General features: G+C 65.0%; 16 protein-coding genes. 3 read left to right on the top strand and 13 right to left on the bottom strand.

Annotated elements, in window-relative coordinates; translation table 11 throughout:
* Positions 1-164: 164 nt before the first annotated feature.
* The 3 genes from groL to AC3WJM_RS02525 all read right to left on the bottom strand — a co-directional run bounded on the left by groL (position 165) and on the right by AC3WJM_RS02525 (position 2,793).
* Complete coding sequence (gene groL, locus AC3WJM_RS02535; RefSeq protein WP_284991332.1) at positions 165-1,775, bottom strand: chaperonin GroEL; 1,611 nt, start codon at positions 1,773-1,775, stop codon at positions 165-167.
* 86 nt (positions 1,776-1,861) lie between these two features.
* Entirely contained in the window at positions 1,862-2,158 is a 297-nt protein-coding gene (groES, locus tag AC3WJM_RS02530; RefSeq protein ID WP_028265041.1) for a co-chaperone GroES, read from the bottom strand.
* Positions 2,159-2,382: 224 nt separating this feature from the next.
* Positions 2,383-2,793, bottom strand: coding sequence for a hypothetical protein (locus AC3WJM_RS02525; RefSeq protein ID WP_492271120.1), 411 nt, complete (start codon positions 2,791-2,793; stop codon positions 2,383-2,385).
* 77 nt (positions 2,794-2,870) lie between these two features.
* On the opposite strand from AC3WJM_RS02525, the gene AC3WJM_RS02520 reads away from it, so the two are divergent.
* Positions 2,871-4,109 (top strand): THUMP-like domain-containing protein, encoded by a 1,239-nt coding sequence (locus AC3WJM_RS02520; RefSeq protein WP_284991328.1) that lies wholly within the window; start codon positions 2,871-2,873, stop codon positions 4,107-4,109.
* 23 nt (positions 4,110-4,132) lie between these two features.
* Here AC3WJM_RS02520 and AC3WJM_RS02515 read toward each other — a convergent pair whose 3' ends face one another.
* From AC3WJM_RS02515 to AC3WJM_RS02505, 3 genes are all read right to left on the bottom strand, one after another.
* A complete protein-coding gene (locus AC3WJM_RS02515) occupies positions 4,133-4,951 on the bottom strand; it encodes a shikimate 5-dehydrogenase (RefSeq protein ID WP_284991327.1) in 819 nt (272 codons plus the stop codon).
* A 50-nt stretch (positions 4,952-5,001) separates the two neighbouring features.
* A complete protein-coding gene (ykgO, locus tag AC3WJM_RS02510; RefSeq protein ID WP_059387417.1) occupies positions 5,002-5,124 on the bottom strand; it encodes a type B 50S ribosomal protein L36 in 123 nt (40 codons plus the stop codon).
* A 66-nt stretch (positions 5,125-5,190) separates the two neighbouring features.
* Positions 5,191-6,351 (bottom strand): GTP-binding protein, encoded by a 1,161-nt coding sequence (locus AC3WJM_RS02505; protein ID WP_492271119.1) that lies wholly within the window; start codon positions 6,349-6,351, stop codon positions 5,191-5,193.
* Positions 6,352-6,527: 176 nt separating this feature from the next.
* Between AC3WJM_RS02505 and AC3WJM_RS02500 the strand changes: the two genes are divergently transcribed.
* Positions 6,528-7,679: a glutamate--cysteine ligase gene (locus tag AC3WJM_RS02500; RefSeq protein ID WP_284991323.1), complete on the top strand. Its 1,152-nt coding sequence runs from the start codon at positions 6,528-6,530 to the stop codon at positions 7,677-7,679.
* Between the two features lie 34 nt (positions 7,680-7,713).
* Here the strand turns inward: AC3WJM_RS02500 and tsaD are convergent, their stop codons facing one another.
* The 7 genes from tsaD to AC3WJM_RS02465 are packed head-to-tail and all read right to left on the bottom strand — an operon-like array spanning position 7,714 to position 13,518.
* Complete coding sequence (tsaD, locus tag AC3WJM_RS02495; RefSeq protein ID WP_492271118.1) at positions 7,714-8,823, bottom strand: tRNA (adenosine(37)-N6)-threonylcarbamoyltransferase complex transferase subunit TsaD; 1,110 nt, start codon at positions 8,821-8,823, stop codon at positions 7,714-7,716.
* Entirely contained in the window at positions 8,820-9,260 is a 441-nt protein-coding gene (gene rimI, locus AC3WJM_RS02490; RefSeq protein WP_059387414.1) for a ribosomal protein S18-alanine N-acetyltransferase, read from the bottom strand. The genes tsaD and rimI overlap by 4 nt, the downstream gene beginning before the upstream one ends.
* Positions 9,261-9,304: 44 nt before the next feature.
* The gene (gene tsaB / locus AC3WJM_RS02485; protein WP_059387412.1) at positions 9,305-9,976 is read right to left on the bottom strand and encodes a tRNA (adenosine(37)-N6)-threonylcarbamoyltransferase complex dimerization subunit type 1 TsaB; all 672 of its coding nucleotides are present in this window, start codon (positions 9,974-9,976) and stop codon (positions 9,305-9,307) included.
* Entirely contained in the window at positions 9,976-10,551 is a 576-nt protein-coding gene (tsaE, locus tag AC3WJM_RS02480; protein WP_492271163.1) for a tRNA (adenosine(37)-N6)-threonylcarbamoyltransferase complex ATPase subunit type 1 TsaE, read from the bottom strand. Before tsaE ends, tsaB begins: the two co-directional genes overlap by 1 nt.
* 26 nt (positions 10,552-10,577) lie before the next feature.
* Positions 10,578-11,783, bottom strand: coding sequence for an alanine racemase (gene alr, locus AC3WJM_RS02475; protein ID WP_284991319.1), 1,206 nt, complete (start codon positions 11,781-11,783; stop codon positions 10,578-10,580).
* 57 nt (positions 11,784-11,840) lie between these two features.
* Positions 11,841-12,947: a carbohydrate kinase family protein gene (locus tag AC3WJM_RS02470; protein WP_284991317.1), complete on the bottom strand. Its 1,107-nt coding sequence runs from the start codon at positions 12,945-12,947 to the stop codon at positions 11,841-11,843.
* Between the two features lie 40 nt (positions 12,948-12,987).
* Complete coding sequence (locus AC3WJM_RS02465; RefSeq protein ID WP_284991314.1) at positions 12,988-13,518, bottom strand: GNAT family N-acetyltransferase; 531 nt, start codon at positions 13,516-13,518, stop codon at positions 12,988-12,990.
* 147 nt (positions 13,519-13,665) lie between these two features.
* On the opposite strand from AC3WJM_RS02465, the gene mshA reads away from it, so the two are divergent.
* Positions 13,666-14,910 carry a D-inositol-3-phosphate glycosyltransferase gene (mshA, locus tag AC3WJM_RS02460; protein WP_284991313.1) on the top strand — a complete coding sequence of 415 codons (1,245 nt, stop codon included), beginning with the start codon at positions 13,666-13,668 and terminating at the stop codon, positions 14,908-14,910.
* Positions 14,911-15,045 lie beyond the last annotated feature (135 nt).

The following is a 15,045-nucleotide window of genomic DNA, read 5'->3' as shown; positions in this document are numbered from 1 at the left end:
TACGGCCCATCCGGCAGCACCCAATGGGCCGTAAGTGACCCCGCGTTGCTTTAAAAAGAAAGGCCCGGCCCCCACAAGGGGACCGGGCCTTCTTTCACACAGATGGGCCCACACCGCCCGGGCTCCCGGGCCGAAGCGAAGCGAGGCTAGGGAGGCGGTGGGGACTAGTGGCTGTGGCCTGCGTGCTCGTCTTCCTCGGCCGGCTTCTCGACAACCAGGGTCTCGGTGGTGAGAACCAGGGCTGCGATGGACGCAGCATTCTGGAGTGCGGAGCGGGTGACCTTGACGGGGTCGATCACGCCGGCGGCGATCAGGTCCTCGTACACGCCGGACTTCGCGTTGAAGCCGTGGTTGGCTTCCAGCTCGGCAACCTTGGCCACGACGACGTAACCGTCGAAGCCGGCGTTCTGGGCGATCCAGCGAAGGGGCTGGGTCAGGGCACGGCGAACGATGCCGACGGCGGCAGCCGCGTCGCCTTCCAGTGCCTTGACGGCAGAGTCCTCGTCCAGTGCCTTGAGGGCGTGGATGAGGGCGGATCCACCGCCGGAGACGATGCCTTCTTCAAGGGCAGCACGCGTGGAGGACACTGCGTCCTCGATGCGGTGCTTCTTTTCCTTGAGCTCGACCTCGGTGGCTGCGCCGACCTTGATGACGCCGATGCCTCCTGCCAGCTTCGCAAGCCTTTCCTGCAGCTTTTCGCGGTCCCAATCGGAGTCGGTGCGGGTCAGCTCTGCACGGATCTGGGCGACGCGCGCTGCGACGTCCTCAGGCGTACCGGCGCCGTCAACGATGGTGGTGTTGTCCTTGGTGACGGTGATCCGGCGGGCGCTGCCGAGGACCTCGAGGCCAACCTGGTCCAAGGACAGGCCGAGCTCCGGGGAAACAACCTGGGCGCCGGTCAGGGTGGCAATGTCCTGCAGCATGGCCTTGCGGCGGTCGCCGAAGCCCGGAGCCTTGACGGCAACGACGTTCAGGGTGCCACGGATACGGTTCACGATCAGCGTGGACAGTGCCTCGCCGTCGATGTCCTCAGCAATGATAAAGAGGGGCTTGGCAGCCTGCAGGGCCTTCTCGAGGAGCGGCAGGAATTCCTGCAGCGAGGAGATCTTGCCCTGGTTGATGAGGATGAGCGCGTCTTCCAGAACAGCTTCCTGGCGTTCCGCGTCAGTGACGAAGTACGGGGACAGGTAGCCCTTGTCGAACTGCATGCCCTCGGTCAGGACCAGTTCGGTCTGCGTGGTGGAGGACTCTTCGATGGTGATGACGCCATCCTTGCCGACCTTGCCGAAAGCCTCGGCGAGGAGCTCGCCGACCTCATCGCTCTGGGCAGAGATCGCGGCAACGCTGGCAACCTGGGTGCCTTCAACTTCGCGGGCGTTCTCCAGGAGGCGGGCAGCCACGGCCTGGACGGAAACCTCGATGCCGCGCTTGATTTCGCCAGGTGCGGCTCCGGCGGCAACGTTGCGCAGGCCTTCCTTGACGAGTGCCTGTGCCAGCACGGTGGCGGTGGTGGTGCCGTCACCTGCGACGTCGTTGGTCTTGGTGGCGACTTCCTTGGCCAGTTGCGCACCAAGGTTCTCATACGGGTCGTCGAGTTCGACTTCGCGGGCGATCGTCACGCCGTCGTTGGTGATGGTGGGAGCTCCCCACTTCTTGTCCAGAACGACGTTGCGGCCACGCGGGCCAAGGGTGACCTTGACCGTATTGGCGAGCTTGTCAATGCCTGCTTCGAGCGAGCGACGGGCAGCGTCGTTAAACGCAAGCTGCTTTGCCATGGTTGTGTCCTTTCAAGACGGAAAACCCGCACCGCTGATTCGACCGGAAGAAGTCCGACTCGATCTGCGATGCGGGATCCAGGGAATTACTTAACGACGATCGCCAGAACGTCGCGGGCGGACAGAACGAGGTATTCGTTGCCGCCGGTCTTGACTTCAGTTCCGCCGTACTTGGAGTAGATGACGACGTCGCCGACGGTTACGTCGACGGGGACGCGGTTGCCGTTGTCGTCGAAGCGGCCGGGGCCAACTGCGACAACTTCGCCTTCCTGCGGCTTTTCCTGTGCAGTGTCCGGGATGACCAGGCCGGAAGCCGTGGTCTGCTCTGCTTCGAGCGGGCGGACAACAATGCGATCCTCGAGAGGCTTAATGGAGACCGACACTCGGATCTCTCCTTTACGTGAGGTAGTACATGGACTATCAAACCAGGGGTGCCGTGGCGGGCTTACCGTCGTCGCGGTGCCGGTAAGTGCCTGGCGGCATGATTAGCACCCGCCTAGGGAGAGTGCTAATCAAGACTCTATGTAAGCATTAGCACTCGGTCAAGGCGAGTGCCAGAATTCCGTCATGGGTGAACGCCCGAAGCGCCACTTGCGGCTCGAGTAGCTCATTGACCGGCGAGGTCGTCGAAGTCGACGTCCTCGCCGTCGTCATAGTCTTCCTTCGGCGCGTTTCCGCGGTTCAGGTAGAGCACTACGCCGCTGGCGGGCGCGACGACGCCGAACACCACCAGCCCGACGATCGCTGCGATGCGGGCACCGGTGTAGGTGTCACGGATGTCCCGGGCCTCGTCGGTGGCGTCCTGGACGCTCTTTCCGGTCATGGAGTAGGTGGCCGCGTTGAAGGAGTCGAGGAAGAAAATAATGATCAAGAGCGCAATGCAGACAACGGCAATCAAAACACCGACGATGAGTGCGGGGCGGGCATACTTGGAGAGATTTCCGGCGAAGGGACGTTTATCGGGGGCAAAGGGAGAACCATTGGCGTCGTCAGGCTGGCGTACTGGGTTGTCTTCCATGGCATCAACCCTATCCGCCCGGGTGGTCGCGGTTCCCCGTCCGCACTCTATGACGGGCGAGCATTAGGCTGGTTCCCATGGCTGACACACCCCAGGACCAGATTGCCCCCTTGCTGACAACGGAAGGTTGGGAACTCCTGGCATCCTTGGGACCATACCGCGACGGCGAAGCCTTCGCCCTCAACGCGCGCCTGCGCAAAGACGGCCACTCCCCCGCGCTCGTGGCCGCCGTCCTCACCCAATCCAGGCTCCGCACCCGGGCCGAGGCCAAGTTCGGAGAATTCGCCCGGCAGATGCTCTTCACCCAGGCCGGCCTGGAACAGGCCACCCGCCTCAATGTTGCAGCCAGGCACGCCGAGCGATTCGCCAAGGCAGGCACGCGGCACGTGGCGGACCTGGGCTGCGGGCTCGGAGCGGACTCCATGGCCATGGCCTCCATGGACATCGAGGTCACCGCCGTGGAGCTCGACGAGACCACCGCAGCCTGCGCCACCATCAACCTCATTCCGTTCCCGCACGCGACGGTAGTGCACTCCGACGCAACCTCGGTGCCCCTCGACGGGGTCGACGGCGTGTGGCTCGATCCGGCGCGACGCACGACGTCGTCGTCGGGAACCAAACGGATCTGGGATCCGGAGGCGTTCTCGCCGCCGTTGTCCTTCGTTGAATCATTGGCGGCGACCGGCAAGTCCGTCGGGGTCAAAATGGGCCCGGGCATGCCGCACGAATCGGTACCGGCCGGCTGCGAGGCACAGTGGGTTTCGGTGGGCGGGGACGTCACGGAAGTGACGCTGTGGTTCAACGACGTCGCCCGTCCCGGCATCCGCCGCGCTGCCCTGGTGCTCGGGCCGCAAGGCGCAGCCGAGATCACCAGCGCCGAAGATTTCGACGGCGGTCCGGTGCCCGACGTCGGGCCCGTGGAGGGATACCTGTACGAACCGGACGGGGCGGTGATCCGTGCGGGCCTGGTGGCCGACGTCGCACTCCGGTTGGGCGGCCACCTGGTGGACCAGCACATCGCCTATATTTGCGCTCCGGAACTTGTGGAGACCCCGTTCGCCCGCGCCTACAAAGTCCTGGAAGTCATGCCGTTGAACGTCAAGGCCCTCAAAGCCTGGGTGAAGGCGAACGGCGTCGGCGTCCTGGACATCAAGAAACGCGGCACCTCCGTCACCCCGGAGGAGCTGCGGAAGCAGCTGCTCCCGGCAGGAAAAGGCTCGGCAAAAGGCCGCGGCAACAAAACAGCCACCTTGGTCCTCACCAGGATCGGCGAGGAAAAGGTGGCTGTTGTAGTGGAGCCCGTCGCGGCTGCCTGAGCTGGTCTCTGAGCTGTGGCGCCCTATTGGGCGCGCGTGAACTCCTCGGCCGCAGCCACTTGCTCCGGCGTGGGGGTGATGCCGGTATAGAGAACGAACTGCTCAAGCGCCTGGATGGTGGCCACCTCGGCGCCGGTGATCACGGTCTTTCCTGCCGCGCGGCCGGCTTTGATGAGCGGCGTCTCTGCGGGGAGGGCGACGACGTCGAACACTACCTTCGCGGCCGCCACCGCCGCTTCGGGGAAGGACAGGGAGCTGGACTCGGGTCCGCCGGCCATGCCGATCGGTGTCACGTTCACGAGGACGTCCGCCGTGGACTCCCCTACTTCGGCTTGCCAGCCGAAGCCATAGAGCCCCGCGAGGGCTTGCCCGGGTTTTTCATTCCGGGCAACCACGGTAACGCGGGAGAACCCCGCGTCCCGGAAGGCAGCGGCGGTGGCCTTTGCCATGCCGCCGGAACCGCGGAGCAGCACGGACGACGCCGGGTCGATCGCGTTGCGCTCGATCAGCTGCGCGATCGCGGTGTAGTCCGTGTTGTAGGCCGTCAGTACGCCGGCGTCGTTCACGATCGTGTTGACCGAATCGATTGCGGCCGCCGAAGCGTCCATCCGGTCGACGAGGGCGATGACGTCTTCCTTGTACGGCATCGAGACGGCACAGCCGCGGATGCCCAGGCCGCGCACGCCCGCGATCGCGTTCGGGAGGTCGGTGGGAGCGAAGGCCTTGTAGATCCAGTTCAGGCCAAGCTCCTGGTAGAGGAAGTTGTGGAAACGCGTTCCGTTGTTGCTGGGCCGGGCAGAGAGAGAAATACAGAGCGTCATGTCTTTATTGAGGATCGGCATAACGGGGCTTCCTTCGCGTAGCGGGTTCTCTGCCCAGCCTAGACGGGGAGCTAGCCTTGGCGCGCCTTGAAGCGCGGATTCAGCTTGTTGATGACAAAGGTGCGGCCGCGCCGGCGGACCACTTGCGCCCCGGGGACCTTCTTGAGGGCACGCAACGAATTCCTGACTTTCATGGGGTTCTCCTTCTCGTGTTTTCGCTTGGTTGATGGGGGCTTTTTTCCGCCTGGGCTGGAGCTCGGCTACAGGGTGGATTCGAGTTCAAAAGGGTCCTCGAGCCCGGCGAAGCCGAGCCTCATCTCGGCTTCGCTCAGCGCGCATGCATCCAGCAGGGACCGGATTTCTGCTGCGTCAACGTCGTCTCCCCTTCCGGTCACGGCAAGCACCGTCCCCCGGTCGCCGAAGCGCGGATGCCAGTCGAGGGCGGCGTCGACGTCGTGGAGTCCGTTTCCGTGCTTCAGGTCTTTGCCGCTGGGGATGCGGCCGATGCCGGCGTCCGCCAGCCACTCGCCCGTACTCTCGAGCCAGACGCGCGGCCCGATTCCCTGCACCGCGATCCGGACTTTGGCAGCCGAGGCAATCCACAAGCGGCCCCGCATCCAGTGGCATCCCCCGGCCAACTTGGGCAGCGCCTCCTGGAAGCGCCTCGGATGAAGGGGTCGCTCCACTTTGTGGAGCACGGTCCGGAAACGCCCCGACTCCTCCTCGAGCGGCACCCTCACGGAACCACGACGGGCCCTCGCGAGAGCCTCGGCGCCGTCGTAGCAGCCGGGCCGGAAGTCGTCGTCGCCCGCGGAAATGGCTGCGTGCGGCGCGAGCTGCCCAAGAAGTTCCACGCCGAGGGTCCACGCCTCGCTTGAATCCGGGCGCAATCCGGTGAGCTCTGCCCCAAGACCGGCGTGCACCATGACAGTATCCGCGTGGCCCAATTCCCCGATGAGAAATTCTCCGCTGGTGCGCTCATCCTCGGGCATGGCCGTAAACCCGGATTCATACAGCGTGTGTTTGTCCCAGATATGGTCTTCCAGCCCGGAGGGGTCAATCGCCAACACCGCGTTGTCGATGACGGCGGGCCGCTCCAGGCCGCGCTTGAGTTCGGCTACCGCCATCTCCACGGAGACACCCGGTGGCAGGCCCAGGACGATGTGGTCGTGTCCCGACGCGGCGAGGCGTTCCGCCGTCGGGACAACATCGAGACGGACCGTGCAGCTAAGGCAGCCGTGTTCCAAAGCGGTTTGAGCTTGCTCCACGAGTTGGCCGTTGCGGAAGATCCTTCGCAAGACAATGGACCCGTCCAGGAGGTCGTGCAGGACAACCACCGAATCTCGATGGGTCCGCCCAAGCCTGGCGGCGGCTGCTTCGCGGCATTGGCTGTCCAGTGAGCTGACAACAGAAAGATGCATGCCAATAATCTTAGATGACAATCATTCTCATTAGCAAACGACTTTGTTTCCTGTTTTACCTCGCGGTTCCCATCATGCGGTACCGTACCGCCCCTGCATTAGACTTGAGCCAACCGCTGACGGCCCCACGGCGGGCATTGCTCAGGGCGTTTTTGGCAAATACCGAGGGGACCCACGTGCAGATTGATTTCGCTTCATCCAGGCAGTCGACCCTGGGGGTGGAATGGGAGCTAGCGCTCGTCAACGCACGCACCGGCGAATTGGTCTCGGTGGCGAATGAGGTCCTGCGAGGCGTGGCTTCGCGGCATCCGGATTTGAACGAAGACGACGAGCACCCGCACATCAAGCGGGAACTGCTCCTGAATACCGTGGAACTCGTGACGGGCGTGTGCAACACCGTCAAGGAAGCCAAGGAAGACCTGGCCCGCTCGCTGCGGGCCGTCAGGGAAGTCACCGACCCCATGGGCGTGGAGCTCTTCTGCGCCGGAAGCCATCCATTCAGCCCGCCGCAACTCCAGCCGGTCTCGGACAAAGAACGCTACGCCAAACTGATCGACCGCACCCAATGGTGGGGACGGCAAATGGTCATCTACGGAGTCCACGTCCACGTCGGCCTGGACCGGAGGGACAAGGCGCTCCCCATCCTCGATGGCTTAGTCAACTACTTCCCCCATTTCCAGGCATTGTCCGCTTCGAGCCCGTTCTGGGGCGGCGAAGACACGGGCTATGCGTCACAGCGCGCCCTCATGTTCCAGCAGCTTCCCACGGCCGGATTGCCTTTCCAGTTCCCGAGCTGGGCCGAATACGAGTCCTACGTCCAGGACATGTTCACCACTGGAGTGATCGACACCCTGTCTGAAATCCGCTGGGACATCCGGCCCGTGCCGAACTTGGGCACCATCGAGATGCGCATTTGCGACGGCCTGGCAACCCTCGAGGAGGTCGGCGCCGTTGCAGCCCTGACCCAATGCCTGGTGGACGAGTTCTCCACGATCCTGGACAACGGCGGCAGCATTCCCACCATGCCGCCATGGCATATCCAGGAAAACAAATGGCGCGCCGCCCGCTACGGCATGGAGGCGATCATCATCCTCGACGCCGAAGGCAACGAGCAGCTCGTCACCGAGCACCTCAAGGAAACGCTGCTGCGCCTGGCACCTGTCGCGGAAAAGCTGGGTTGCTCGGCGGAACTGGCCGACGTCGAAAAGATCATCGCCCGCGGAGCCGGCTACCAGCGCCAGCGCCGCGTCGCGGCCCAGCACGACGGCGATCTCCACGCGGTTGTCCAGGATCTCGTAGAGCAAATGCGGTCCGTTCCGACCTCCTAGCGTTGCCGGCTAACCTCGAGACGGATTCCCGCGCCTACACCGAAACGGTAGTCACCGGCAGGGAGGAATCCGGAGCGAACGCGACGCCGCTGGGCGCGATTCCCGCCATGATGAGCTGCGAGCCCAAGGCCGCCACCATGGCGCCGTTGTCGGTGCACAATGGCAGTGGCGGCACATGCAGCGTGATCCCGGCCGAGCTGCAACGTTGCCCTGTCAGCTCACGGAGCCGGGAGTTGGCTGCGACGCCGCCGCCGAGCAGCAGATCCGTGATGCCGTTCTCCTTGCAGGCCAGCACAGCCTTGGACGTGATGACGTCCACCACCGCTTCCTGGAATGCAGCGGCGATGTCGGCGGTGGGAACCTCCTCACCGCGCGCTTCGAATTGTTCAACGCAGCGCGCGACGGCGGTCTTGAGCCCGCTGAAGGACCAATCGTAGCGATGCGGTCCAGGTTCCTCCGCGGTTCCCATGTACTTGGGTTGCGTCAGGCCGCGCGGGAAGCGGATGGTCTTGGCGTTGCCTTGCTTGGCGAGTTTGTCGATGGCCGGTCCGCCTGGGTAGCCAAGGCCCAGGAGCCTGGCCACTTTGTCATAAGCCTCGCCTGCGGCGTCGTCGATGGTGGAGCCGAGCATCTCGACGTCGTCGGTGATGCTGCGGATGCGCAGGATTTCCGTGTGCCCGCCGGAAACCAGCAACGCACCGAGGTTTTCGGGCAGCCGGCCGCCCGAGAGTCCCCCGGTGCCACCGCCGGCGGCCCCGTCAAGGAGCCCGACGCCGACATGCGCCACCAAGTGGTTGATCGCGTAGAGCGGCTTGCCCGTGGCAACAGAGAGGGCCTTGGCCGCGCAGACACCCACCATGAGCGCGCCGGCCAATCCGGGTCCGGACGTTACGGCGATGGCATCGATATCGTCCAGCGCTACCCCTGCCTCGTGCAAAGCTTCCTGCAGCGTGGGAACAAAAGCGTCCAGGTGGGCACGGGAAGCGATCTCCGGAATGACACCGCCAAAACGGACGTGCTCATCCATCGAAGAGGACACGGTGTTGGTCAGCAGCGTGGTTCCGCGGACAATCCCGACGCCGGTTTCGTCGCAGGAAGACTCGATCCCCAGCACGAGCGGCTGGATAGTGTGGGAGCGGTTCATTCCGGTGTTCCTTCAGTCAGTGTGAGCCTCATGATGAGGGCGTCCGTGCCGTCGCGGTAGTACCGCCGTCGGACGTGGATCTGCTCGAAGCCGAACCGCACGTACAGTGCCTGCGCTCGTGGATTGTCGGCACGGACCTCCAGGAGCACTTCCACAGCGCCACGCCGTCGGGCCTCTTCGATCAGTTCCGTGAGGATGGCCGAGCCGATTCCCCTGCCTTCGAATTCAGGAACGACGGCGATCGTCTGGACGTCCGCGATCGGCTCAATGCACATGAGCCCGGCGTAGGCCACAATCTGGCCGCCGGCTTCGGCCACTACGTAGCGGCGGGTATCAATCTGGGCGAGTTCGTCGAAGAACATCTGCATCGGCCACGCGTCCACCGGGAAGAGCCGGCGCTCCAGGACCTCGACCGCCGTGACGTCGTTGGCGGTCATGTCGCGCAAGGTCACGCCCTCGAGCTTGAACTGATATGGGTGGTTCACAGGGCACGCTTCCTAGGGCCCGGCACTTGGGCGTCGGATTCCCGCAAATACAAGGGCGTGGAATCGGGCAGTTCCGCGCCGGCCAACAGGAGTGCCATGGCGAACTGGCCAAGCGACGCGGCGTCGGGCTGGGTGGCGCTGAATTCCTCGTTCGCGTTGACGACGTCCGCGTAGATGCCGCCGCCGGCACCGAAGACCGGGAGATCGGGCAACTCCGAGGCGAAACCGACGTGCGGACCGTCCACGAGTTGCGGGAGCTGGCCATCGTTGAGCGTGTAGCGCGCCCAGTAGACCTCCTTGCGACGGGCGTCCGTGGCCACGAGGAACTCAGCCTGTGCTTCCGTTGATTCGGCCACTTCCAAAGCGATCGCGTCCAGGCTCATGAGTCCGAATAGCGGCTTGTTCCACGCAAATGCCAACGTGCGGGCGGTTGCAATCCCTGAACGAAGCCCGGTGAATGGTCCGGGGCCAACGCCGGTGACGATGAGGTCGATGTCCGCGCCACCTACTCCGGCGTCGGCCAGGAGTTTCTCAATGCCGGGCGCCAGGACCTCGGCATGGCTGCGGGTGTCCTCGGTGGCGAAGGACTCCACCACGCCTTCCATGGCATCGTCCGAGATGAGTGCCGCACTCGCCACAGCCGAAGTATCAATGGCCAAAATCAGCATCAGGCGTTCTCCTCCAGTATTTCCGGCACCGTGCTCCACCGAGGGCCAAAGCCGCGGAAAACGATGGTGCGCGGTTCGTCGTCGTCCTCCGGGTCGAAGTCCAGCACGACGTCCTGGCCGGCCTCCGGGCGGGTTGCAGCCCCTTCCGCGCCGCCCGCCGTCCGGTGCATCTCGACGTCCAGGCGACTATCCGAAAGGTGTTCGACGCGCTCGCGCCCCCACTCGACCACTGTCACGGAGTTGTCCATGGTGTTTTCAAGGTCGATGTCGTCGATTTCCGCGGCGGAGGCAAGCCGGTAAGCATCAACATGGACCAGATCGGGACCACCCGGCCGCGGCCCGTCCGGCAAGTTCGGGTGGATACGTACCAGGACAAACGTGGGCGAGATGACGCCGGCACGGACGCCCAGTCCTTCGCCGAGTCCCTGGGTGAAGGTGGTCTTGCCGGCACCAAGTTCGCCTGTCAGGACCAGCAGGTCACCGGGCTCAAGGACCCCGGCGAGCGCCGAGCCCAAAGCGTGTGTCTGCTCCGCCGTCGCGACCTTGACCGTGCGCTCCCACAAGGCCTCGCTCAACGGGGTCTTGTCAATCGAGGCCCCGCTCACCGGGCATCCGCCCCCGGGGTCTCATTGATATAGATGCGCGGCACGCGTGGGCTGACACGGGTGACAATCTCATAGTTGTTGGTTCCGGCGGCGGCGGCCCAGTCGTCCGCCGTCGGGCCGCCGTCGGCGCCGTCACCGAACATGACGGCTTCGGCACCCAACCAGCCGGCTTCGTCCGTCACCGCATTCCCAAGGTCGATGACCATCTGGTCCATGGCGATCCGGCCCACCACCGGGTAGTTGACGCCGTTGACCCGTACCGGTCCGCCGGTGGCGACGCGCGGCACGCCGTCGGCGTAACCAAGCGGGATCAGGCCCAAGGCGCTCTCGCTGGACGTCCGGTAGTTGAGTCCGTAGGACACCCCTTGGCCTTCGGGCACGCGCTTGCAGTTGGAAACGAGGGTGCGCACTGTCATGGCGGGGCGCAGGCCAAGTTCCGCGGAGTTTTGTCCTTCGAACGGGGACAGCCCGTAAAGCCCGAGCCCCACGCGGACGAGGTCGAAGTGGGCATCCGGGCGTGAAAGCGTGGCGGGAGTGTTGGCCAGGTGCCGGACTTCGGTGTCCACTCCGGCGTCCTCGGCCACGGCAATCGCTTCCCGGAATGCTGCCAACTGCTCATCGGTCTCGGGACGGTGGGGTTCGTCGGCCACGGCCAAGTGCGAGAAGATGCCCACCACGCGCAGGAGCCCCTCGTCCTGGTACTCCATGGCCTGGCCCACCACTTTGTCCCATTGGGCGATGGTGGAGCCGTTGCGGCCCAAGCCGGTATCAACCTTGAGGTGGATACGTGCCGGCCGTTCCTGTTCGCGTGCCGCCGCGACCACCGCGTCCAGCTCCCAGCCCGAAATCCCGACGTCGACGCCGGCGGCAACCGCCGCCTGGAAGTTGCTTTGGGTGGTGTGCAACCAGGCCAGCATGGGGGCATCGATTCCAGCAGCGCGAAGCGCCAAAGCCTCCGAAATATGGGCAACGCCAAGCCATCGGGCGCCGGCTTCCAGGGCCGCCCGCGCCACCTGCACCGCGCCGTGCCCATAGGCGTCGGCCTTGACCACGGCCATAACGTTTGCGGGCGAGGCGATAGCCACGAATTGGCGTACGTTGTGCCGGATGGCATCCAAGTCAATGACGGCTGATCGTTCGAGGACCGTTGCCGAACCCGATGTCGTCGAGGGCTCGAAACTGGCAGCTGCTTCGTAAGTCACCCTCACGATTCTAGTGCCGCCATGGCCCGCGGGTTGTCCGGCTTGGTGGGGCCCCGCTCAGGCGTCGGAGTTGTGGGCGATCGTGGCCGTTGCACGACGTTGGGCCCCTGGCGGGACATCCGCCACAATGTCCTCGAGGAAAGCGAACCGTTTGAGCCATTGGCTCGACTGCCGCTCCCTCCGGGCGTTGGCTCGCTGCCACCAATCGGCGATGTCTCCCCAACCGGGCGCAGCCAGCGAGCCGCCCACTTCCTGAACCGCGAGCGACGCGCAAAGATTGGCAAAACGGAGCCGGTCCCCCAAAGGCCACCCGGCCAGGCAGCCCACGACAAACGCCGCACCGAAGCAGTCGCCCGCTCCTGTGGGGTCGTACGCCGTCACGGGAAGGGACGGCACCCATTCCTCCTCACCGGTTTCGGAATCCACGGCCATGGCTCCCTGCGCTCCCAAAGTCACCACAGCCACCGGAACGCGGTCGGCAAGTGTGTAGAGCGCAGACCATGGGTTGTCCTTGCCGGTGAAGGCCATTGCTTCGCGTTGGTTCGGCATGAAGGCGTGGAAATTGCTGAGCTGGTCCAGCCGCTTCGACGACCACGCTCCGGTCGGATCCCATCCGGCGTCGCCGAAGAGTTTGACGCCGGCTTTCCTCGCCGCCAGCATCCATGGCTCCGGCTCCTCGCCCAGATCCGCGACGGCGGCGAGCGCCTTGGGCGGATCGCCGATCAGTTCAGAGGCGCTCATGGGCGGGGGATGTCCGTGGGTGACCATGGAACGATCCTGATCCACGCACAAGGAGACCGTGACCGGGGAATGCCAGCCCTCGAACCGCCTGGACAGGGAAAGGTCCACATGCTCTTGGCTTTCCAGGATCCGCCAGTTGAAGTCCCCGTATCCGTCATCCCCGAAGGCCGCCGCGAGGCTGGTCCGCAGCCCAAGCCGGGCGGCCGCGATGGCTTGGTTGGCCACGCCGCCAGGGCAGGTCCCCATGCCTTGGCTCCACACTTCGGTCCCCGGTTCAGGGCTGCGGTCCAGTCCGGTAAAGATAATGTCCTGGAACACAGTCCCTGTCAGCAGGAGATCGCAGGCTGAATCGGCCGCGTCATCACGCGCTTCCCCCCGGATAGCGGCGAGGGGGTCGAATCCAATCCTGGGCGTTGCGTCCATGCACGGCAGACTACGCCGCGGCCACGATTGTGCAAAGCTCTTAGAGCTCCTGGTACATGACATGCAGCCCGACGTAGCCGAGGTTCGGGTGCTGGAAGGCATCGGGGATGGTCGCCAGGATACGGAAGCCCATGGACTGCCAGAGCCCTACCGCGCGCACGTTGCTCTCGACGACAGCGTTGAACTGCATCGCCTTGAACCCGGAGTCCCGGGCGGCAACCAGGGAATAGGCACAGAGCGCCCGGGCGATTCCCTGCCCGCCGTGATCGGCATGGACCATATAGCCGGCGTTGGCCACGTGGCTTCCGCCACCACCCTGGTTGGCGTGCAGTTCACCGGTACCCAGCACGTCGCCGTCGCGCACTGCCACGAAGGTCAGCCCGGGCGCTTCCTTGAACCACTTGCTCCGTGCGGCTTCTTCGGTGGTGTCGCGGTCCCAGGTGAAGGTCTCCCCCGCCCGGATCACGGGCTCCAGGACGGCCCAGATCCCGGGCCAGTCGCTTGCCCGGGCGGCCCGGATCTCGTAGCCGGCGGCCGCCGGCGTTCCTGCTTTGCTGTTTGAGTGGCTCACGTCCGTTACGGTACCAGCCGTCGCTACCGTGCCGGCCCGTTGGGCCGACTGCAATGCCAGGGAGCTCAGGAGTAGTGTTTTCGCTGGGACGCAGAGATTTTCACTTTGCGGGACTTGTTGAATTTGCATTGGATACAGGAGGTAGCGGTGTCGTTGATCCGTCGCGTGGCCTTCCTGTCACTCCACACGTCCCCCATGGAACAACCGGGTTCGGGCGACGCCGGCGGCATGAACGTGTACGTCCGTGCGCTGGCCATGGCGTTGGCAGATCTTGGTGTGGAGGTAGAGATCTTCACCCGTTCGACGTCCGCCAGCCAGCCCGCCGTCGAACATCCCGGTCCCGGCGTCTGCGTCCATAACGTCCTGGCGGGCCCGCCACGGAAACTGCCCAAGGAGGAACTTCCCGAACTCCTCCACGCCATGGTTGCCGAGGTCGAGCGGATCCGGCAACGGCAACCGCACGGCCGTTACGACGCCATCCATTCCCACTACTGGGTGTCCGGTGTGGCGGGCCTCGAACTCTCCGCATTGTGGAACGTGCCGCTGATCCACACGATGCACACGATGGCGAAGGTCAAGAACCTGGTGCTCGAATCCGGCGAGCGGCCCGAACCGCGCCTGCGTGAAGACGGCGAACAGCGGATTGTGGATGGAGCCACGCGCCTCGTGGCCAACACTCCCGCCGAAGCCCAGGAGCTCGTTTCGCACTACAGCGCGGATTTCGACCACATCGACATCGCTCCCCCCGGTGTTGACCTGACCGTGTTCACTCCCGCGTTCCGGGCCCGGTCCCGCGCCGAGCTAGGTGTGCGCCCCGGCAGTTTCCACTTGCTCTTCGCCGGACGCATCCAGCGGCTCAAGGGCCCGCAAGTATTCGTCGAGGCTGCCGGCATCCTCCGCAAGAGGCGGCCGGACATCGACCTCGAACTGACCATCCTGGGCGCCCTGAGCGGCGCGAAGGACTTCAACCTCCAGTCCTTCATCACCGCCTCGGGGCTCGACGACGTCGTCACGCACCGCGCGCCGGTCAAGGCGCCCAAGCTGGCGGGCTGGTTCCGATCTGCCGACGTCGTGTTGATGCCCTCCTTCAGCGAGTCGTTCGGGCTGGTAGCCCTTGAAGCACAGGCCTGCGGCACTCCGGTGGTGGCCACCAACGTGGGTGGGCTGACCCGCGCCGTTGCCGACGGCCGGACGGGTATTTTGGTTGACGGCCACGATCCCGCTCGCTGGGCCGACGTCATCGAGGCCCTGTACGACGATCCACGCACCCGCGAAGACATGGGCCGTGCCGCAGCCGTGCACGCGGAGGCCTTCGGCTGGCACCGGACGGCAGCCATCACGCTCGAGAGCTACCACGCAGCCATCGGCGCTGTCCTCGTCCGCCCAAGCTAGACCCCCGCTCACAAACAAGCCCCTCCCCGACGACGCTCGCTCACCAATGTGCGCCCTCCCGGCGACGCCCGCTCACCAATGAAGGCAATCCCGACGACGCTCGCTCACGTATGCGGACACGACTGATAGATTGTC

The sequence above is a fragment of the Arthrobacter sp. FW306-1B-G06A genome (assembly GCF_058781765.1).
The sequence above is the reverse complement of the archived record's forward strand: the minus strand, read 5'-3'. Positions and strand labels throughout refer to the sequence as shown.

Bases quoted from the DNA above. Each gene is read 5' to 3' on its own strand.
- groL (WP_284991332.1), bottom strand. From the start codon at position 1,775: ATGGCAAAGCAGCTTGCGTTTAACGACGCTGCCCGTCGCTCGCTCGAA.
- AC3WJM_RS02525 (WP_492271120.1), bottom strand. From the start codon at position 2,793: ATGGAAGACAACCCAGTACGCCAGCCTGACGACGCCAATGGTTCTCCC.
- AC3WJM_RS02520 (WP_284991328.1), top strand. From the start codon at position 2,871: ATGGCTGACACACCCCAGGACCAGATTGCCCCCTTGCTGACAACGGAA.
- AC3WJM_RS02515 (WP_284991327.1), bottom strand. From the start codon at position 4,951: ATGCCGATCCTCAATAAAGACATGACGCTCTGTATTTCTCTCTCTGCC.
- ykgO (WP_059387417.1), bottom strand. From the start codon at position 5,124: ATGAAAGTCAGGAATTCGTTGCGTGCCCTCAAGAAGGTCCCCGGGGCG.
- AC3WJM_RS02505 (WP_492271119.1), bottom strand. From the start codon at position 6,351: ATGCATCTTTCTGTTGTCAGCTCACTGGACAGCCAATGCCGCGAAGCA.
- tsaD (WP_492271118.1), bottom strand. From the start codon at position 8,823: ATGAACCGCTCCCACACTATCCAGCCGCTCGTGCTGGGGATCGAGTCT.
- rimI (WP_059387414.1), bottom strand. From the start codon at position 9,260: ATGACCGCCAACGACGTCACGGCGGTCGAGGTCCTGGAGCGCCGGCTC.
- tsaB (WP_059387412.1), bottom strand. From the start codon at position 9,976: ATGCTGATTTTGGCCATTGATACTTCGGCTGTGGCGAGTGCGGCACTC.
- AC3WJM_RS02470 (WP_284991317.1), bottom strand. From the start codon at position 12,947: ATGGACGCAACGCCCAGGATTGGATTCGACCCCCTCGCCGCTATCCGG.